This is a genomic window from Arthrobacter sp. C9C5, from assembly GCF_013359735.1.
Lineage (GTDB): Bacteria > Actinomycetota > Actinomycetes > Actinomycetales > Micrococcaceae > Arthrobacter.
Window position 1 is genome coordinate 1 of sequence record NZ_JABFMX010000032.1, and the last position, 18,817, is coordinate 18,817.

Below are 18,817 nucleotides of genomic sequence, written 5' to 3' on the forward strand. Positions count from 1 at the left end.
GTGGGAGGGCAGGGCTGCGGCCTCGTAGCATTCGTTGGCCGCGATGTGGGTTTCCAGGGCCGCCTTAGCGGGGATGCCGCCGCTTTCGCGGACGATCCAGCCCTGGATTTCCTCGGCGTGCTCTTCCCAGAGCTGGCCGGCGCGGCGCAGGACGGCGGCGCGTTCCTCCGGGCGTTTGGCGGCCCATTCCAGCTGGGCTTCCGCGGCCACGGTGGCGGCCCGCCGCACGTCGGCGGGGGTGGCCACCCCGAAGCGGCCCAGGACGGTTCCGGTGGCCGGTTCCACCACGTCCTGGCTGCCGCCGGAACCGTCGGTCCAGCCGGCGATGTTGATCTTTCCGTCCCAGCGGGCGGGATCGAGGAGTGCGTTAGGGAAAGTCATGGCGTGCCTTTCGGAAGGAGGGGTTCAGAACGGGGAGACTGTGCTGATCGGGACCTCGATCAGGCTGGGACCCGAGGAGGTGATGGCCTTGGTAAAGCAGTCGCGCAGCTTCTCCAGCGAGTCGGCGCGTTCGGCGTCCACCCCGTACCCGGCGGCGAGGGCCACGAAGTCGATGCCCGGCACATCCAGGCCCGGGGCGTCCAGGGCGTTGAGTTTGGCGGCGAAGCCGCGCAATGCGCCGTAGGTTCCGTTGTTCAGGATCACAAACACCGCAGGGATGCCGTACTGCGCCGCCGTCCAGAGGGCGGTGATGCCGTAATTTGCGGAGCCGTCGCCGATGAAGGCCACCACGCGCCGCCCGGGTTCCGCCAGCTGGACGCCGACGGCGGCCGGCATGCCGAACCCGAGGCCGCCGGACGCAGGGAAGTAGTAGCTGCCGGGGTGGCGCATGTCCATCCGGTCCCAGAAGGCGCCGACCGTCGACGTCGTCTCATTGACGTAGATGGTGTCCTCCGGGGCGAGGCTGTTGATGAGGTCGAAGACGGCTTCCGGGGGCAGTGCGCTTCCCGCCGGTTGTTCTGCCTGTGCGGGCAGGGCCGGCTTCACACGGGGTTCGGCCTGTCCGCCACGGGGCGCCACCGCCGCGGCGAGACGGCCCAGCGCCGGACCAATTGAGGCAACCACGGCGCGTCCCATCGGGGCGCGTGCGGCCTCGCCCGGATCACAGCTGATGTGCAGCAGTGAGGCGCCTTCGGGCAGGTACTCGCCGGGCTCGTACTGGTGATAGCGGAACACCGGGGCGCCGATCACGAGGATCAGGTCGTGCCCGGCCAACAGTCGGGTGATGCCGTCGACCGAGGCGGGCAGCACGCCGCGGAACGCGGCGTGGGTGGTCGGGAACGGGCAGCGCGGGGCGGACGGCGCCACCCAGACGGGGGCGCCGAGCCGCTCGGCGAGCGTGACGGCGTCGGCGTTGCCGCGGGCGGAGTCCACATCCGGTCCCAGGACAAGCACCGGGTTCGCGGCGGCGTCGAGCGCTGCCACGAGGTCCGCGAGCTGTCCGTCGGAGAGTTCGCCGGCGTGCTCGACGGTGCGCGCGGCCAGGTGCGCTTCCTCCGCACCTGTTTCCTGTGCCCAGTCGTCGTAGGGGATGGAGACGTATACGGGCCCGGACGGCTCGAGGGCCGCCGTGTGGATGGCCTGGCCCAGGGTCCGGACGACGTCGCGCGGGGAGGCCGGCTCCGCGCTCCACTTCACGAGGGGCCGGGGCAGTGACGCTGCGTCCACGTTGGAGAGCATGACCTCCTGGCCGATGGTGGCCCGGACTTGCTGGCCTGCGGTGATCACCAGAGGAGTGTGCGAATACCAGGCGTTGGTGAGCGCGCCCATGGCGTTGCCCGAGCCCGAGGCGGCGTGCAGGTTGATCATGGCGGGCCGGCGCGTGGCCTGCGCGTAGCCGTCCGCCATGCCCGCCACGACTCCTTCGTGCAGACCCAGGACGTAGCGGAAGTCCTCCGGCATGGCGGCAAGGAACGGCAGTTCGTTGGAACCTGGATTGCCGAAGATGGTGGTCAGGCCGTGCTTGCGCAGGAGCTGGTATGTGGCGTCATTGACAGTGGTCATCTCGAGGCTTTCCTATCAGGGAACTACTGGTTTTACCACGCTATGACGTACGTCTCATGCTGGCAAATAAATAAATGATGGACGCCCCATAGAAGGGCTCTATGATGGCCCCATGAGTTTGGACCTGAACCTGACCCGCACGTTTTTGAGCATTTATGAACATCGTTCGGTGACGCGCGCCGCGCAGGACCTGTCCCTGACGCAGCCCACCGTCAGCCACGCACTTGGCCGGTTGCGGCGCGCCTTGCGGGACCCGCTGTTTATCCGTGGCACGGCGGGGTATGAGCCGACGGCGCGTGCCTCGGAGCTGGCCGCCGTGTTCCGCAAGGCGGTGGTTGCCGTCGACGACGCCGTGGATGCCGACCGCGCCTTTGATCCCTCCTCGACGAGCAAGACATTCCGCCTGTGTTTGACGGACATCGGTGAGCACGCCTTCCTGCCGAGGATCATGAAGCGCCTGGTGGCCGAGGCCCCGGGGGCCAGCCTCGAAGTGGTCCCGATGCAGGTATCCCGGGTGCAGGGCTGGCTGACCCACGGCGAAATCGACGGCGCCATCGTGAGCGTTCCGCTGGACGTGTCCGGGCGCCGCACCATCGTGCCCGACGACCATTACGTCTGCGTGCTCCCGGGCGAGGCGGCGGTTCCCGAGGGGCGGATCTCCTGGCGGGATTTTCTTGCCCTGAAGCACGTGGCGATGGACCCGGCCGCGGGCCACGACCAGGTGGAGCAGGCCATTCGGGCGCAGCAGGTGGAACGCACCATCTCGCTCCGGGTTCCACATTTCTCCGCGCTGGCCGAGGTGGTGGTGGGCTGCGGCATGGCTGCCGTCCTGCCCCTGGAAATGGCAACCCGGATGGCCGAACGCTGGCCCGTGGCCATCCGGGAGCTCCCCTTCGACATGCCGCAGTTCGAAGTGAACCTCTACTGGGACGTGGCGGTGTCCTCAACCGGAGCCGCAGCCTGGTTTTTGGATCTGGTGGCGACGGCGCTCGGGGCGCCGCAAACATAGGGGCTGCACGCCGACGGCGCCCGGCTCGCTGTTGCGATCCGGACGCCGTCGGCGGGTGCCGGGGGCCGCTTTAGGCGCCGCCCCCGGACTTAGGAGTGAAGCGCGGGCTTGCCGGCAGCGGCTGCCTCCGTGGCATCGGGCGCGCCGCGCCGGACCTTTGGGATGACGGCCACGGCCGCGACACCCAGCAGGGCGGCGAGGGCGAAAACGTAGAAGCTGAAGGGGTAGGCGATGCCGGCTACCACCAGCAGGCCGGTGATCCAGGGCCCGGTGATCGCGCCGAGGCGGCCCACCGCCGAGACGAAGCCCATGCCTGAGGCGACGATGTGGCGGGGGTAGAGGTATCCGACGAAGCCGTAGACCAGCACCTGGGCACAGAAGACGAAGAAGCCGGTGACGAAGACGACGCCGTTGAGCACAAGCTGGTTGTCCATCTTGACGCTGAGTACGGCCAGCAGAACGGCGGCGGCCGCGAACCAGAACATGGTGGTGCCCTTGACTCCGCGGCGATCGGCGATCCGTCCGCCGGCCAGCAGGCCGGCGACGGCGCCGACGTTCAGGACCAGCAGCAGGACCAGGGAATCGGCCACCTTGTAGCCGGCCCCGCGCATGAGCTGCGGTAGCCAAGTGTTCAGGCCGTAGACCAGCAGGAGGCCCATGAAGGCGGCGACCCAGAGGCCGATCGTGATCCGCAGGTACGGCGGGCGGAGCAGGTCCCCGATGCTGACCTTCGGGACGTCCATCGCCGCCGGAGTTTGCCGGGCTTCAGCAATCGGGGAGGTTTCGGGAAGCTTGGCCCACATCAGCGGTACGGCGACGAGACCAAGGATGCCGCCGGCGTAGAAAAGCCATTCCCACTGGCGCCCGACCAACAGCGCGACCAGCGACGCGACGACGGCACCGACGTGGTACCCGGTCATGGTCAGGGTGCTGGAGTGTGCTTTGCCGTCACTGGCTGCCGCTTCCTGCATTGCGGTCACGGCAACGGGCATGCAGCCGCCCAGGCCCAGGCCTGCAAGCAGCCGGAGGACGCCCATCAGGGCGACATTCGGCATCAGCGGGAAGATTAAAGTGAAGATGGAGAAGAGGAGTACGCAGGCAATCAGCGGTAGTCGCCGGCCGAACCGGTCGGAGATCGGGCCGATCAGGGCGGCTCCGACACCCACGCCGACCAGCGAGATGGTCGCCACGTAGGTGGCCCCGGCCGGATCAATGCCGGCGTGTTTCGTGTCCAGCAGGGTGGGGATGGAGGCGCCGAGGGCGACAAGGTCGAATCCTTCGAAGACTACGGTGAGCCAGCAAAGGATGACGATCCATTTTCGTCTTGAGTTCATGGTGTGAGCGTCCTTGGTCTACACAGCCGGACCTGGTTAGTGTCCGGAGAAAGTTACATCACCCAAGTCTGATGAGACCCCCGCCACAAGTCCAATAGATAAAGGTCGCATAGTTCATCGATGGGCTCTATGGCACCAGGTGCCGCAAGCCGTTGCCAGGCAGAGGAAGCGAGCAAGTCGGAGTCGGTCAAGGAAGCCTGTCCGGGAATCTCTCGAGGGGTGGCGGTGAGCCTTTCGACCCTACCCTCCGATTCCTCCAAGACAAGGAGTCCGACTCCCAAGAACTCGCCGGCTCTGCCTAATCAACGTCAGCCTTAGCCAGGCCTCTTGAAAAGTGCAGAGAAGCGACCAAGGTCCGGCGCGAGTTCGTGCATCCCCTGCTGTCGTGCAAGACCGCGGCCCAAAGGCTGGCAGTACTTCACCGTCCACGCCATCACCCACGCCCCGAAACAGCCATCGGCTACGACGGCAAAGTCGCCACCGAAAATGACCGGAGCCAAGACAGGGGAGGGCGCCGACCGGTGTGGCTGCAACCTGCTCCGGGACCACACCGCCAAGACCACGGCCCGGCCCCGAGTTCTCCCTGGTCGCCCTGATCCGTCGGGTATGAAAAGACCATCCAAGGGTGCCTTCGGTTCCTTCGTGCCGGCGATCGGAGAGCCGCCGGGCTATCGACCGTTCGCCCTTGTTCTCCGGCCCTCTGTCGTGATCCAGGCCGGTGATCTCCTCCATACGGGCGAGGCTCCCTGGGAGGGGCTGGTTCTGGCGGCCGCGGCAACTTGGTGTGCGGTCTCGAGTCCCGGGTCTGGGCGGCGGGCGATGACCAGATGGTATCCGACCGGGTATCCGACGACGGCGGGATGAACGCGCACGAGCTCAGCAATGCGTTTCCGGCTCAGTCCGAGCCGCTACATCAGCACCCATTCCGCGGCCGGAGCGCGCCGTAACCTCCTCTCCGTAGTGGACCCCGTCCTGCCACCGCCTCCCCATGTGGCGGCCGCCGAGGGGCTCACGGCACGGGCCGCCCGGCCCGAGCGGCCGTCGACCGCCGGCCCGGTTCCCGGCCGGGCGGTGCCCGCGAGCAGCCGATGAGGGATTGCGGCTGGCCGTTGCCAAGATGTAGTAGGAGTAGTAGTTTTGCTACTACTCCTACTACTATCTGAGGTTGTCGTCGTGGCGTTGAGTGTGAAAGACCGTGTGTTTGCTGCTGCGGAGCAGATCAGCATCGAGCGCCGGCCTACCGTTTCGACGGTGCGGGCAGCGGCGGGTGTGAGCAACGCCGATGCCACCCGTTACCTGAAGGAATGGGTTGAGGAGAAGCAGGCCGCGGGTGGGCAGGTCGCTGCGACCCCGGCAACGGTACTGGAACAGGCCGCGCGTCTGGCCGGGGCCTGCTGGGCTGAGGCTTCCGCCCTGGCCAATGAGCGGCACGCCGCTGCGGAAGCGGTTTGGGCGCAGGAGAAGAAGGACCTGGGCCTGGAGATCTCCGAACTCGTCGCTGACCTGGACAAGGTAAGCGCCGAGAAAGACGCCGCCGTCACCGAGTTCACCGCACGGATCACCGCCTTGGACACCCAGGCTGCGGCGATGACGGCGCAGCTGGAGCAGGCACGCACCGCTGAACAGCAGGCCAGCACCACCGCAGCCGATGTAGCTAGCAGGCTGGCCGCGGCCGAGGCCCGGGCAGAGGCCCTGGAAAAGGCCTACAGCGCGCTCCTGCAGCGCATCGTGCCGGAAACCCCGGACAGTAGCGGAAATTCCCGGGGGTAAGTTGCGAGGAGATGGGAAACGCCGTCAACACCGGAGGTGCACACAAGCCCGCACCCGGGGACGGGAACACGCCGACTTGTTGTCGTGCAGGCGCATCGATGAAGACGGTGCCGTGTCAGGTCGCGAAGAGGCCTTCGCCGACATACCCGCCGGGCTGGATCCCGGGAGGGACGGCGAACAACCCGGAACCGGTGTGTTCCAGGTATTCCACCGCCAGGGTGTCCTTCCGGGCCATCTCGAGCTGCATCGGCACGTAGTGGGTGCGGGGATCCTTGACGAAGGCGATGAAGAAGAGGCCAGCGTCCAGGTGACCCAGCCCGTCGGAGCCGTCCGTGTAGTTGTAGCCGCGGCGGAGCATCCGCACCCCGTTGTTGTGCGAGGGGTGCGCCAGCCGAAGGTGTGAGCTTGGGGCGATGAGCGGTTCACTGGCCCTGCCCTGGGCGTCAAAGTCCGGGGCGGTGAACTCCGCTCCGCCGGATAACGGTGCGCCTTCGGCCTTGGTCCGGCCGATCAGCTGTTCCTGCTCGCGCAGGGACGTCCGGTCCCAGGTTTCGATGTGCATGCGGATCCTGCGGGCGACGAGGTAGCTTCCGCCCTCCATCCAGGTGGCCGCGGGCTCTGCGCCGGCGGGGACCCATACATGGTCATCCAGGAGGTCGGTATCCTCGGACTTCACATTGCTGGTGCCGTCCTTGAAACCGAAGAGGTTGCGAGGAGTCTGCTGCGCGCGTGAGGTTGAGGACGTGCGTCCGAAGCCCAGCTGGGACCAGCGGACCTGCGCCCGGCCGAAGGCGATGCGGGCCAGATTGCGGATGGCGTGGACGGCCACCTGCGGATCGTCCGAGCACGCCTGGACCACCAGGTCCCCGCCGGTCCGCTGGTCCTGCAGCTTGTCCCCGGGGAAATGCGGCAGGTCAATGAGCGCTGCGGGCCGCCGCCCGTCGAGGCCGAAGCGGGTCTCACCGGCCTTTCCGAAGAGCGAGGCGCCGAACCCAAAGGTCAGCGTCAGCCGTCCCGCGGCCAGGCCCATTGCTTCCCCGGTGTCTTCAGGAGGAGCGTCGTAGGGGCCGTTAACCGCGCCGTCGGTGCCGGTTTCGCGGCCCGCTGTCAGGGCCGCGGCGGCCTCCGTCCATTCCTTGAGCAGGCCAATCAGCTCGTTCCGGTCCTCCGTGACGACATCGAAGGCTGCCATATGAAGCCGGTCCTGGGCCGGCGTTGTAATGCCGGCCTGGCGCTCACCGTGGAACGGTACCGTTGGGGCTGACTCGTCTGCGGCAGGGCCGCTGGCGGCGTCATAGCCGAAGACGCCGGCCGCCAGCCCGGCTGCAGCGCCTACTCCGCCGGCTCCGGCCAGGGACAGCAGCCTGCGGCGGGATACCGTGTTCACAGGACGACGGCCGCAGTCAGACGGGACAAGGGTTCCCCCAGGGTGTCCACCAGGGCCGCGAGCTTGCGGACCTGGGCCGGGGTGAGCTCGTTGTAATAGGCGAACCCGTTGCCCCTGACATGGGTTCCGAGTTCGGCCTGAAGAGAGGCGAACTTGGTCTCCAGCTCCTTGCCGAGTTCCGGGTCCTTCCTCTCGAGGACAGGACGGAGGTTTTCGAAGGCGATCCGGGCGCCGTCGACGTTCGCCTGGAAGTCCCAGAGGTCCGTGTGCGACCAGATTTCCTCTTCACCTGTCACCTTGCCCGTGGCGACCTCGTCGAGGAGTTCCTTGGCGCCGTTTCCCAGTTTGTCGGCTGTCAGTGTGAGGGTGCGCGTGCGCTCGTATAGGTCCTCGGTGTCCGCCACGAGCTGCTTCGCCAGCGTGGCGCGCTGCGCGCTTGTCATCGCGGTATAGCCGGCGGGGGAGAAGAGGTCCTTCTCGGCGCGGTGCCACCCGGTCCAGGCCTCTCCGGGTTCCAGATCTGCCTCGCGCAGGTCCAGTTTCGGATCGAGGTCACCAAAGGATTCGGCCACCGGCTCGATCCGTTCCCAGTGCATGCGCGTGGAGGCATACAGGCCACGGGCCTTCTCGTACTCGCCAGCAGCGAAGGCGGCCGCGAAGGTCCTGGTTCCGGCCAGGAGCTGCTCAGTTTGGTCCTTGACGTAGGCGGTGTACTGCAGGGTGGCGGTGTCGCTGAGTTTCTTCAGGTCCTCGTCGGACTCGGCAGGCTGGCCAGAGCCGGTGACAGTGAACGCGGCGCGGATACCGTCTCCTTCCATCCCCGGCTTGCAGGCCGTGAAGTACTTTCCGGGCGGAGCCGTAACCACCAGATTGCGGGTGATACCCGGGCCAATGTTCTCTACTTCGCCCACGATACGAAGCCCGTCCTCGGCCAGCAGATAAAACTCCGTGACCTTGTCGCCATCGTTCTTGATCGCGAAGGTCAGGTGGCCGCCGGCGGCCTCGGACGTGGAGACCTGGCATCCGCTGTTGGTGCTGGAAACCGTGATCGCTTCGTTCTTTGAGGATGCGGCGGGTGCAGCGTTGTCCGTGCAGGCGGCGAGAGCGAGGGGCAACAGTACGGCAGTGACGGTCACGCCGAGCCGGGTCGAGAAGCGGCGCGGGGAAGTACGGAAGGCAGCCATGGGGATCCTTTGAAGTACGGCGGGAAAGGGGAAGGGGGTTCAGACGGTGACAGACGTCGATGTGCCGCCGGCCGGGGCGGCCACAGCGGCGGTGCGGCGCATGCCGCGCCGGCTCGAACGCAGGTAGAGCGCCATCACCGGCGCCACGTAGAGGACCCAGGCGGCGAGCTCGAGCCAGGTGGTCGCGGGGGAGAAGTTCAGGGTTCCCTTCAGCAGGGTGCCGTACCAGGAAGACGGCGGCACGGATGCCGACACGTCGAAAGCGAGGGAGTGCAGACCCGGAACCAGGCCGGCTTCCTGGAGGTCATGGATGCCGTACGCTAGGACACCGCCGGCCACCACGATGAGGGCCGCGCCGGTACAGGTGAAGAACTTGGCCAGGTTCACGCGCAGGACCCCGCGGTGGAGCAGGTAGCCAAGCCCGGCGGCCGCGGCCAGCCCCAGCGCCGCCCCCAGCAGCGGTGTGGTCGACTGCCCAGTCGCCTGCGCCGCGGCCCAGAGGAACAGGGCCGTTTCAAGCCCCTCGCGTCCGACGGCCAGCGCGGCCACGGCGACGAGCCCCCACGCTGCGCCGTCGGCCACTTTGTCGATTTTGCCGCGGAGGTCGCTGCCGAGAGTCCGGGACGTGCGGGCCATCCAAAAGACCATCCAGGTGACGAGCGCGACGGCAACAATGGACAGGCTGCCCCCGATCGCTTCTTGCGCCTGGAAGGTGAGTCCGCGCGGACCGAAGGTCAGGAGAGCGCCAAAGCCGATGGAGACCGCCACAGCCAGACCGACGCCGGCCCAGATGCGGGGAACCAGCTCGACTCGTCCGGTGCGGGACACGTAAGCCAGCAACAGCACAACGATCAGAGCGGCTTCAAGGCCCTCGCGGAGGCCAATCAGGAAGTTCGCGGTCATCTGGATTCTCTCGGTAATAGTTGCGACCTAAGGTGGCCCTAAGAACCAAGGGTAGCCTTACCGAGGGAAATACGTAAATAAAAGATGACCTAATTGGTGATTGATGTCGGCTGATGTCGGCTGTTGGCGGGGATCCCGCCGGATGCAGGCGGCATTCGCATTGCGCTGCCGGGACACCGGTGGTTGCGCAGGGACGGGGCTGGTGCCCCGTCCCTGCGAGCGAGGGTGGGGAGTTAAGCTGTTTGCTAGGCGCCTGCCGCCGGGAACCGGTCCCAGGCCCGGTGTGCCGCCAGCAGCTCCGTCAGCTGCGGGACCACCTCAGCGGGCGTCTCTCCCAGTGCCAAGCCGGTGGCGTCCTGCGGGATGCCGGCCGCATTCAGGCAGCTTAAGGCCTCTCCCCAGCCGCCGATCGCTTTGGAGTGCCGGAACAGTTCGGCGAGGAGCAATACCAGCCGCGGGTCGACGGCGGCTCCGGGTTCGCCGGCTTTCGCGTCCCGTCCCGCCGCCGCGTCCTTGGCCGGTGCCCCCGTGCCGGCGAGCAGCACGGCGTCGAACTCGGTGGAGCGGGCGGTGAGGTAGGTCCGCTGGACCGGGATCCCGCCGTCGGGCCCGCCCAGGAACCCGCCGGCCGGGGCGATCACGAGCGGTACGATGCCGGCGTCGTTCAAGGCTTCCCGGGCGGCCTGGACAAAGTCCAGGTCGCTGCCCGCGTCGGCGACAATTCCGACCACCCGGCCCGCGACCGGCCAGCGGCCGCCCAGCTGCGACACCGCGGGGCTCGGCGCCGCATCGGGGACCTCTTCGCTCGCCCCCGGAGCCTTTATGCCCAGCCCCGCGGCAACGGCGGCGCACAGGCCGGCGTCGATGTTCGCCAGGGCCAGCAGCTGCCGTTCGCGGATCGCCTGCTCGCGGCACTTGCCCAGTTCAAAGGTGTACGCCTGGATGACATGGTCTTGCTCTACGGGTGCCAGGGAGCGGAAGAAGAGGCGGGCCTGGCTGTAGTGGTCGTCGAAGGAGGCCGGTGACTTCCGTTCCTTCACGGCTGCCGCGAGCTCTTCCGGCACGTCGATGAAGGCGCCGACGTCGGCTCCGGCCATGAAGGGGCAGCCGCCGTCGAGGGAGTTCGGGTGGTACGGCGCGGTTCCGCCGTGGACCGCGGTCTGGTGCATCCCGTCGCGGAGCATGTCGTTGACCGGTGCGTGCGGGCGGTTGATCGGCAGCTGGCTGAAGTTCGGCCCGCCGAGCCGGCTGATCTGGGTGTCGATGTAGGAGAACAACCGGACCTGCAGCAGCGGGTCGTTCGTCACGTCGATGCCAGGCACCAGGTGGCCCGGGTGGAAGGCGACCTGCTCGGTTTCGGCGAAGTAGTTCACCGGGTTGGCGTTCAGGGTCATCAGGCCGATCGGCTGCACCGGGGCCAGTTCCTCGGGCACGAACTTAGTGGGGTCCAGCAGATCGATGCCCTCGAAGAACTCCTCCGCCGTGTCAGGGAAGACCTGCACGCCCAGCTCCCATTCCGGGAACGCGCCCGCCTCGATGGCGTCGGCGAGGTCCCGCCGGTGGAAATCAGGGTCCATCCCGTTGATGAGCTGGGCTTCCTCCCAGACCAGCGAGTGCACCCCCTGTTTTGGCTTCCAGTGGAACTTGACCAGGCTGGTCTTGCCCTCGGTGTTGACGAAGCGGAAGGTGTGCACCCCGAAGCCCTCCATGGTGCGGTAGGAGCGCGGCAGGGCCCGGTCGGACATGTTCCACATGGTGTGCGCCTGCGCCTCGGTGTGCAGTGAGACGAAGTCCCAGAACGTGTCGTGCGCGCTCTGGGCCTGTGGGATTTCCCGGTCCGGATGGGGTTTGCCGGCGTGGATGATGTCCGGGAACTTGATGCCGTCCTGGATGAAGAACACCGGGATGTTGTTCCCGACGAGGTCGAAGGTTCCTTCGTCGGTATAGAACTTCGTGGCGAAGCCGCGGGTGTCACGGACCGTGTCCGCGGATCCCCGGGACCCTAGCACGGTGGAGAAGCGGACGAAGACCGGTGTCTCGACATCCTTGGCAAGGAAGCCCGCGCGGGTGATGTTGGCGGCCGTTCCGTAGGAGCGAAAGACTCCGTGCGCGCCGGCCCCGCGGGCGTGGACGACGCGCTCCGGGATCCTCTCGTGGTCGAAGTGGGTGATCTTCTCGCGAAGATGGTGGTCCTGCAACAGCACCGGGCCGCGGCGGCCGGCCTTCAGGGAGTGGTCCGTGTCGGCGAGCCGGAGCCCCTGGGCGGTGGTCAGGTAGGGCCCGGACTGCGCGCGCGAGTGGACCGGGGCGCCGGTGGGAGTGCCGGTCGGAGACACGGCTTCGGGTCCCTGCTGGTCCGGTTTGGGCGGCAGCGGTTCGCGGGGTTCCGTGGGTTCCTTCACGGCCGGCGGCTCGGCAGAGACGGCGCCGGGGATATTGATGTTGCTCTCTTCGCGCACGGGATCGCTCCTCAAGGTGTTTTGATGGCATGGACGGAAGGGGGCTCAATTAGGAAGCCTGCTTACTAGTGTAGGTGTCGGTCTTTCGCGGGGACAAGGATCATTGACGGAGCCGCTGAACCCTCCGGGCAAACCAGGCTCCACGCGTGGCTGAAGAAACACGGCAGCCGCTCCTCTGCCGCCGTAGCCCAAGCCGCCCTCGACGCCGCAAAATCCCAGCACACCGCAGTCCCGGCCCAACACCTCGGAGAACAGATCGTCGCCGCCCTCGCACAGGAGATCATCACCCTCGACAAGGAGTTGGCCGAGCTGGACGCCATGATCGGCGAGAAAGTCACCGAACACCGGCACACCCCGTCACTGCTCAGCATGCCCGGCTTCGGCCCTGTCCTCGCCGCGGAGTTTCTCGGCGCCACCGGCGGCGACTTGACCGTCTAGTCCGCGGACCGTTTCGCCGGAGTTGCCGGACTGGCACCGGCACCCCGTGACTCAGGGAGAATCAGCGGGAATCACCACAGGCCCAGACGCTATGATCGACGGCTCCTCCGGGTCTTCTACCTCTCCGGGCTCTCCGCCCTGAAGTCCTGTACCGCCTCGCGCGGCTATTACGACCGAAGACGTGCGGAAGGGAAATCCCACATCCAGGCAATGCTCTCGCTTGCACGACGGCGGCTCAATGTTCTCTGGGCCATGCTCCGTGACGCGACCACCTACATCCCCGTCCCGGCTCATTCCATGAGCATGGCTGCCTAAGGGACCGCCCACGAATGCGCTTCCGCGCGCCCGAAAATTGAACGACTCCCGGTCACTGCCTATCCGTTCGGCAGGAGCGCTCGTCCGCTGGGTTGCCCGTTCATCGACGTAGCCTCGGCAATGAACGCTGAAGGACAGCCCGTGGCGGAACCGCCCGGCGTTCGGGTCAGCCGATTCAGCTTTCGTCGGACAGCGTGTCGTTGGTTGCCTTCCGTATGGGCTCCGGTCCTGCCTGGCCCCAACGGCTTGAGCCGAGGAGGCGGATTATGGTTACCAGCCAGTCGCGCAGTTCCTTCAATTCGGTCTTGTCTCCAGGAGCCAGATTCTGCTCGAGCTCCCGCGCCCGGTCAAGCGTTGTTTTGCCGAGACCCGAGATCCCCACTTCGAGGGAGCGACTGTCACGCTGACTGCGGACCCGGGTAACGTGCCCGTTTTCCTCGAGCCTGGCCAAGGTCTTCCCCATGGTCTGCGCTTGCACCCGGACTTTGGCGGCTACTCGTGTTTGGGTCATTGTTCCATCCGCCTCGAGAACTTGCAACGCAATGAGCCCCGCGTGAGTCAGACCCACGGAAGCAAGGTTCTCATTACCGGCATGCTCCACCAATCGAGCAGCGGTCAACAGCAACCGTACCGTCGACCATCTATCTACATCCGGCATCATCCGAGTATAGACAGCCTGCTTCCTAACTCTGGTAGGAGCGGTGAAAGCCAGCGCCGATACGGGTTTCTCTGAGATCGGGCAGCACCGGCATTTCGTGCGTGCCCGCTTCACCGGCTTAACCGTTCTGCCGACGGTTGCATGGCCCGCGGCGCGGGCGCTGTTGGAGGGCTTGGACGATGCCGGCGGAGGGGCGGGATGACCGCGGCAGCAGGGGCGCCGTCATGCGCGTCAATGCCTGCCAATAAGGGTTTCGACGCTGAGTAGAATTGGGGGACAATCGTCGCGGACCGGCACCACGCCGGCTCCCGGAGAGGGCAGGGAGGGAATGATGACGCCACGCGGAATACGCTTTGTGCGTGGCTGGGGCGCGGCTGTCGCGGCAACCTCCATCGCGGCCTTCTCCCATGTATTTTCCGGCGGCCCGGCCCCTGAAATCTCTGTTCTAGTGCTGTCCCTGGCCCTGTCGGGGCTGGTCTGCGTTGCACTGGCCGGCCGGGTGCTGTCCCGGTGGCGGCTTTCGACCGCAGTCGTCTTCAGCCAGGGCCTGTTCCATGGGCTGTTCAGCCTGGAATTCGCTTCCTCTGCCGCCGGGACTGCTGTTCCCGCAGCGGGTCACGCCGGGCACGCCGCCCACGCGGTGGCTGCTGCCTACGGGTCCGGGCCGCCCGGGACCGGGGCCATGGTGATGGATCATGCCTCACCAATGATGTGGGCCGGGCATGCGCTGGCGGCCCTGGCCACGATCGCGGTCCTGCGGCACGGCGAAGTCACCGCGATGTGCCTGATCACGGCGCTTCGACTGCGGGTGGTCGCCTTCCTCCCGGTCTTCCTGCCGCTGGCCGTGGAACCCGGCGCGCCGGTCATTCCCGCTGATTGGCCGGTCCGGGTGCTGCGCAATCTTGGCGCCCCGTTGCTGGTCATGCGCCACCGCGGACCGCCGCTGCGTCCCGTCGCGTCCTAGGTGCACCGCGCCCGCGTCCCTTTGGATCCCCGCCGGGCCGTTTCACGGACAGCGGGGCGGGAATCAGCCAAGGCAAGATATTTCTTGCATTCGTCATGGCGGAATCCTGGAGGGCACGGATCGTTCCTGAACTTTCGGGCGGCAAGAATCGGTTGGAAGGAAACGCTAATTCAGCGCCCCGCTTTCCGGAGCCGCTGAACTAGACGAGCCGGGCTTCGAAGCCCGGTGCCCTGTCGGGTTCCCGTCATTGCTGACTTCACCCACCGGCGCGGCTTCAACTGCGACGTCGCTCCCGGCGCCGTGAGCGTCTCCGATTCCGGGCTGATCTTCGCCTCGTACCAGGCCGACGTCGACCGGCAGTTCGTGCCGGCACAGCGCCGCCTGGACAAACTGGACCTGCTGAACCAATGGACCACCCCGGTTGGGTCGGCCGTCTTCGCCATCCCACCCGGGTGCGGCCCCGGCGGATTCATTGGCGACCACCTCTTCACCTGAGGCAACCAGCCAACAGCACCACAGAACACACCACGCAAGGGCAACCGCCTCCGCGCCGGCCCCCACCCCTTCTAAGGAGTGCGGGACCGGTGACGGGTGACGCCTGCCCGCACCCATTTCAGTTTCTTCGCGACGGCCCCGCGGCCGAAAACGGACCATCTTTTGAGGAAAATTTCATGACAATCACCATCACCACCGAACCCGGCGGGCCGGCCAGCCCGGCCGCACCCGAACCCAAGAGGAACGCGCGCGGCCCGCTGCGGGCACTGATCATGCGGCTGCACTTCTACGCCGGGGTCTTCGTGGGCCCGTTCCTGATTATCGCTGCCCTCTCGGGCGCGCTCTACGCCCTGACCCCGGCGATGGAAGAGGGGATCTACGACAGGGAACTCCACGTCCCGGTCTCCCGGACTTCCGTTCCGCTGGCGGAACAGATCCGCGCCGCGCAGCAGATCATCGGGGCCAAGGAACCTTCCGCTGTCCGCCCGGCGCCGAATCCCGGGGACACGACCCGGATCATGTTCGCCGATCCTGCCCTGGGTGAATCCGAGTCCCGGGCGATCTTCATCAACCCGGCAAATGCCGAGGTCCGCGGTGATCTGACCGTCTACGGCACCAGCGGCGTCCTGCCCTTCCGGACCTGGATCGATGATCTGCACCGCACCCTGCACCTGGGCACCGCGGGCCGTTACTACAGCGAACTCGCCGCGTCCTGGCTCTGGGTCATCGCCCTCGCCGGACTCGCACTCTGGCTGACCAAACCCCGCCGGAAGAACACCGCAGCAACCGCCCTGGCCACGCGGACCGCTCAGGCACGGGCCGGCCGGTTCGGCCGCGCAGGAATCGCGAAAATCCACGGCACCGGCGGCGTCGTGCTCGTCCTCGGGTTCCTGTTCCTCTCCGCGACCGGCCTGACCTGGTCCCAGCTAGCCGGGGACAACATCGCCAATCTGAGGACGTCCCTGGACTGGACGACCCCGAAGCTTCCCACCGCATTGAGCCCCGCGGCGGCCGCACCGGCGGCCGGCGGCGAACACGACCACAGCCACGCCGGGACCGGAGCCGGGACCGACCCGGCCACGTATGACCACGTCCTCGCCGCGGCACGGACGGAACCGGTGATCGATGCCGGAAAGGTCGAAATCAAGCCGCCCGCGAAGGAGGGCAAAGCCTGGACCGTGACCGAAATCGACCGGTCCTGGCCCACCCAGGCCGACGCGGCCGCCGTCGACCCCGCCACCATGACGGTGAGCGGGAAACTCGTCTTCAACGACTTCAACGTCGCAGCGAAACTCACGCGCTGGGGCATCGACGCGCACATGGGCGTTCTCTTCGGTCTCGCCAACCAGATCGTTCTCGCCGTGATTGCGCTCGGTCTGGCCGGAAGCGTCATTGGCGGATACCTCATGTGGTGGAAGCGCCGTCCCACCCGCGGCACGTCCTGGGCGGCTGGCCGGCCCCCGGCCCGCCGCTTCCTTCGCACCGCCCCGTGGCCGCTGACCGCGGCCGTCGCCGTTCTGGCCCTCGCCGTCGGGATAGCCGTTCCCCTGCTGGGCATCAGCCTGGTGGCGTTCCTGGCCTTTGATACCGTTCTGGGAATCGTCAAGAACCGCCGCCAGAGGGCCGGAACCGGCGCGCACTAATCCGGGGAACTGATCAGAGGCGGGGCTGCCGTGGCCGGGACATGATTCCGGCCACGGCAGCCTGCGTCGTTAGGGGGACGCAGCCTCACCCTGTCCGGCGCGTTCGGGCGGGACAGGATGAGGGGATGTCGTGCCTGTCTCGCGGCCCGATTCCGGGCTGCGGAGCCGGCGCTTGATGAAGATCCCCGCCACCACCAACGCAATCAACAGGACAGCGGCTACCGCTCCCGCCGTGACCAGTCCTGTCTGGAGGCCCGTGCCGGTGCCTGCCGAGGCCGGGGACGTCGACGGGGCTGCCGCGGCGGAGGGGTTTGCGGCGCCGGCGGTGAACGTAAGGGTTCCTTCGATGGGGTGGCCGTCGGAGGACACGACCCGCCAGATGACCGTGTATTTGCCGTCCGGGGCGCCGGTTTTGACCGCCTGGGTGACGTGGTTATTGACGATGACCACGGGCCCGTCAGCCTGGTCAGTTCCGGTGGCATCGTCGACGCGGACGACGGATCCGATGGCAATCGGGGTGTGGTCGAAGGTCAGGCCGATCTTCGCGGGAACGGTGCGGACCGTGGAGCCGTTGGCCGGGTCGGTGGACTCGAGGACATCATGGGCCTGCGCAGCCGCGGCGGGGACCATCAGGAACGCTGCCGTGGCCAGGACCAGCAGGCAGCGGGCGAGCGGACCTCCCGGACTGTGACGGTGTGTCGTTTTCATGCGGGTGTCCTTTCAGGAAGAACCCCGGGGCTGTGGCGGGACGTTGCCGTCCCGCCGCAGCCCCGGCGCGCGTTGCTACTTGGCTGCTGTCCGGCCGCGCCGGCCGGCGAGGACGAGTCCCAGCGCGGTTGCGCCGAGGACGAATCCGGCCGCGCCCAGGACGATACCCCACACCGCTGCCGGATCGCTGGACGTCTCCGAGGTCTGGGCCGCGGCAGCAGGGGACGCTGCAGCCGGAGATGCGGCGGGGGCGGTTCCGTCTTCGGCGGTGGTGGTGAAGGACGGGGCCGGGTGCTTGGGCTCGGGCTGGCCCTCAGCGCTTTGTTCGTCCCAGTTCACGACGGTCCCGTCGGTGTAGGTCTGGGCCGCTTTCAGGGTCACGGTGGTCCCGGCGGCCGGGAGTTTGCCCACGGAGAGTGAGAACGCCTGGTATTCGTTTTGTCCGAGCTGGTGCGTTGCGTCGGCGGTCCAGACCACGGAGCTCGGGGCCTTGGTGACGGTCGTGCCGGACACGGTGACCGGCTTGGGCAGGTCGCTGGTGATGACCTGGGCGCTCCAGCCCTCGACGGGTTTGACCGAGACCGAGGTGAATGGGGTGTCGGTGGGCAGTTTGACTTCGAGTTTGCTGGTCTTCGCGGTCGGGGATTCGTTCGGGACGTTGAACGTCAGGTGCGTGTAGCCGTTGGCTCCGGTGTCGTCAGGGTTCACGGTGACGTGGGCTGAGGCGGCGGTGGCGCCGAGGGCGATCAGTCCCGCCGTCGCGGTGGCGGCGGTGAGGGTTTTGAGGGTGCGGCGGATTGAGGTTTTCATGAAAATGCCTTCCAAAAATGGGTGCGCCAAGGGCCCCGCTCGAGGGGCGGCGCGGGAGAGGGGATCACGGCTGTTCCCCGGCAACGGAGTTTCCTGCGTGAGGGCAGAATCCGGGCGGGTCAGCGGCTTAGGGTCGGGTGCCGCTCAGAGAGCGGGCTGAACACGCGGCGGCCCGCGCAGGGCGGGCAGCCTGAGGCTTCTCCACGGGGAGGGAATGACGATGACGAGCGGGGCTGGAAGGTGCGGCCAGTCCGGAATGGCCAAGGCTGTCAGGATCCGGACCAGGGGTTTCAGCCACGCGGCCAGCGCCCACACGGCTGCCTCGCCCCGGGCCAGGACCAGGGCGGTGGCCAGAGTCGCCGCGGCATGAAGGATTAGCATCAGCGCCCCGGGGGCGGCGGCGTGCTCCGGCATCAGGGCCAGTGCCGAAGGGGGCACGGCGCCGGTGCCGTGCAGATGCCCGCCGGAAGCGGGGGCAAAGGCTTCCGTCACGGACAGGGTGTTGAAGGCCTCGTGCAGGACCAGCTGGCCGGCGCCGAGAAGCCCGGCCATCACCGGGGCGGTGATCCTGATTTTGGCCAGGATCATCACCAATGCCAGCACCAGGGCGACGAGGCCGGCGAAGATGGCCGGCTCAGGCATGGAACCACCGGCCAGCACGTGTGCTCCGGCGGCCAGAGTGAACATGGCGGCGGTAAAGGTAACGGCACGGGGGAAGCGGAACGGAGCCGTCATG

16 protein-coding genes and 2 pseudogenes are annotated in these 18,817 nt (G+C 67.4%); 7 read left to right on the forward strand and 11 right to left on the reverse strand.

Going from position 1 to position 18,817, the window contains the following annotated elements:
- Together HNO80_RS17270 and mdlC are read right to left on the reverse strand one after the other, a co-directional pair.
- Positions 1–381, reverse strand: a 381-nt coding sequence (locus HNO80_RS17270; RefSeq protein ID WP_175324084.1) for an aldehyde dehydrogenase family protein, incomplete at its 3' end; no start/stop codon positions are given.
- A gap of 24 nt (positions 382–405) precedes the next feature.
- Positions 406–2,004 (reverse strand): benzoylformate decarboxylase, encoded by a 1,599-nt coding sequence (gene mdlC / locus HNO80_RS17275; protein ID WP_175324085.1) that lies wholly within the window; start codon positions 2,002–2,004, stop codon positions 406–408.
- Positions 2,005–2,116: 112 nt separating this feature from the next.
- On the opposite strand from mdlC, the gene HNO80_RS17280 reads away from it, so the two are divergent.
- Positions 2,117–3,013 carry a LysR family transcriptional regulator gene (locus HNO80_RS17280; protein WP_175324086.1) on the forward strand — a complete coding sequence of 299 codons (897 nt, stop codon included), beginning with the start codon at positions 2,117–2,119 and terminating at the stop codon, positions 3,011–3,013.
- Positions 3,014–3,102: 89 nt separating this feature from the next.
- Here HNO80_RS17280 and HNO80_RS17285 read toward each other — a convergent pair whose 3' ends face one another.
- A complete protein-coding gene (locus tag HNO80_RS17285; RefSeq protein ID WP_175324087.1) occupies positions 3,103–4,347 on the reverse strand; it encodes an MFS transporter in 1,245 nt (414 codons plus the stop codon).
- 1,185 nt (positions 4,348–5,532) lie between these two features.
- On the opposite strand from HNO80_RS17285, the gene HNO80_RS17290 reads away from it, so the two are divergent.
- Complete coding sequence (locus tag HNO80_RS17290; protein ID WP_349627389.1) at positions 5,533–6,117, forward strand: DNA-binding protein; 585 nt, start codon at positions 5,533–5,535, stop codon at positions 6,115–6,117.
- 115 nt (positions 6,118–6,232) lie between these two features.
- Here HNO80_RS17290 and efeB read toward each other — a convergent pair whose 3' ends face one another.
- The 4 genes from efeB to HNO80_RS17310 form a co-directional block, all read right to left on the reverse strand.
- Positions 6,233–7,504, reverse strand: coding sequence for an iron uptake transporter deferrochelatase/peroxidase subunit (efeB, locus tag HNO80_RS17295; protein WP_175324089.1), 1,272 nt, complete (start codon positions 7,502–7,504; stop codon positions 6,233–6,235).
- Positions 7,501–8,688, reverse strand: a complete 1,188-nt coding sequence (efeO, locus tag HNO80_RS17300; RefSeq protein ID WP_175324090.1) for an iron uptake system protein EfeO — start codon at positions 8,686–8,688, stop codon at positions 7,501–7,503. Before efeO ends, efeB begins: the two co-directional genes overlap by 4 nt.
- A 39-nt stretch (positions 8,689–8,727) precedes the next feature.
- A complete protein-coding gene (gene efeU / locus HNO80_RS17305; RefSeq protein ID WP_175324091.1) occupies positions 8,728–9,591 on the reverse strand; it encodes an iron uptake transporter permease EfeU in 864 nt (287 codons plus the stop codon).
- A 245-nt stretch (positions 9,592–9,836) separates the two neighbouring features.
- Positions 9,837–12,050, reverse strand: a complete 2,214-nt coding sequence (locus tag HNO80_RS17310) for a catalase (RefSeq protein WP_175324092.1) — start codon at positions 12,048–12,050, stop codon at positions 9,837–9,839.
- 300 nt (positions 12,051–12,350) lie between these two features.
- On the opposite strand from HNO80_RS17310, the gene HNO80_RS18235 reads away from it, so the two are divergent.
- Both HNO80_RS18235 and HNO80_RS18240 read left to right on the forward strand, forming a co-directional pair.
- Positions 12,351–12,488, forward strand: a complete 138-nt coding sequence (locus tag HNO80_RS18235; protein ID WP_502707881.1) for a hypothetical protein — start codon at positions 12,351–12,353, stop codon at positions 12,486–12,488.
- A 12-nt stretch (positions 12,489–12,500) separates the two neighbouring features.
- A pseudogene (locus tag HNO80_RS18240) lies at positions 12,501–12,803 on the forward strand (transposase); the annotation flags it as partial.
- Between the two features lie 175 nt (positions 12,804–12,978).
- Here HNO80_RS18240 and HNO80_RS17320 read toward each other — a convergent pair.
- Positions 12,979–13,461 (reverse strand): MarR family winged helix-turn-helix transcriptional regulator, encoded by a 483-nt coding sequence (locus HNO80_RS17320; protein ID WP_175324093.1) that lies wholly within the window; start codon positions 13,459–13,461, stop codon positions 12,979–12,981.
- 328 nt (positions 13,462–13,789) lie between these two features.
- Between HNO80_RS17320 and HNO80_RS17325 the strand changes: the two genes are divergently transcribed.
- From HNO80_RS17325 to HNO80_RS17335, 3 genes and pseudogenes are all read left to right on the forward strand, one after another.
- Positions 13,790–14,425, forward strand: a complete 636-nt coding sequence (locus HNO80_RS17325; protein WP_249777426.1) for a hypothetical protein — start codon at positions 13,790–13,792, stop codon at positions 14,423–14,425.
- Between the two features lie 136 nt (positions 14,426–14,561).
- Positions 14,562–14,920: pseudogene (locus HNO80_RS18245) on the forward strand (Dyp-type peroxidase); the annotation flags it as partial.
- 176 nt (positions 14,921–15,096) lie between these two features.
- A complete protein-coding gene (locus tag HNO80_RS17335) occupies positions 15,097–16,563 on the forward strand; it encodes a PepSY-associated TM helix domain-containing protein (protein ID WP_175324095.1) in 1,467 nt (488 codons plus the stop codon).
- A 69-nt stretch (positions 16,564–16,632) separates the two neighbouring features.
- Here the strand turns inward: HNO80_RS17335 and HNO80_RS17340 are convergent, their stop codons facing one another.
- The 3 genes from HNO80_RS17340 to HNO80_RS17350 form a co-directional block, all read right to left on the reverse strand.
- The gene (locus HNO80_RS17340) at positions 16,633–17,271 is read right to left on the reverse strand and encodes a copper resistance CopC family protein (RefSeq protein WP_175324096.1); all 639 of its coding nucleotides are present in this window, start codon (positions 17,269–17,271) and stop codon (positions 16,633–16,635) included.
- A gap of 75 nt (positions 17,272–17,346) precedes the next feature.
- A complete protein-coding gene (locus tag HNO80_RS17345) occupies positions 17,347–18,081 on the reverse strand; it encodes a YcnI family copper-binding membrane protein (protein ID WP_175324097.1) in 735 nt (244 codons plus the stop codon).
- A 144-nt stretch (positions 18,082–18,225) separates the two neighbouring features.
- The coding region (locus tag HNO80_RS17350) for a hypothetical protein (protein WP_175324098.1) at positions 18,226–18,817 on the reverse strand (592 nt) is incomplete at its 5' end.

What these genes read in the sequence shown, in the direction of transcription:
- mdlC (WP_175324085.1), bottom strand. Translation starts at nt 2,004, where the DNA reads ATGACCACTGTCAATGACGCCACATACCAGCTCCTGCGCAAGCACGGC.
- HNO80_RS17280 (WP_175324086.1), top strand. Translation starts at nt 2,117, where the DNA reads ATGAGTTTGGACCTGAACCTGACCCGCACGTTTTTGAGCATTTATGAA.
- HNO80_RS17285 (WP_175324087.1), bottom strand. Translation starts at nt 4,347, where the DNA reads ATGAACTCAAGACGAAAATGGATCGTCATCCTTTGCTGGCTCACCGTA.
- efeO (WP_175324090.1), bottom strand. Translation starts at nt 8,688, where the DNA reads ATGGCTGCCTTCCGTACTTCCCCGCGCCGCTTCTCGACCCGGCTCGGC.
- efeU (WP_175324091.1), bottom strand. Translation starts at nt 9,591, where the DNA reads ATGACCGCGAACTTCCTGATTGGCCTCCGCGAGGGCCTTGAAGCCGCT.
- HNO80_RS17320 (WP_175324093.1), bottom strand. Translation starts at nt 13,461, where the DNA reads ATGCCGGATGTAGATAGATGGTCGACGGTACGGTTGCTGTTGACCGCT.
- HNO80_RS17325 (WP_249777426.1), top strand. Translation starts at nt 13,790, where the DNA reads ATGATGACGCCACGCGGAATACGCTTTGTGCGTGGCTGGGGCGCGGCT.
- HNO80_RS17335 (WP_175324095.1), top strand. Translation starts at nt 15,097, where the DNA reads ATGACAATCACCATCACCACCGAACCCGGCGGGCCGGCCAGCCCGGCC.
- HNO80_RS17340 (WP_175324096.1), bottom strand. Translation starts at nt 17,271, where the DNA reads ATGAAAACGACACACCGTCACAGTCCGGGAGGTCCGCTCGCCCGCTGC.
- HNO80_RS17345 (WP_175324097.1), bottom strand. Translation starts at nt 18,081, where the DNA reads ATGAAAACCTCAATCCGCCGCACCCTCAAAACCCTCACCGCCGCCACC.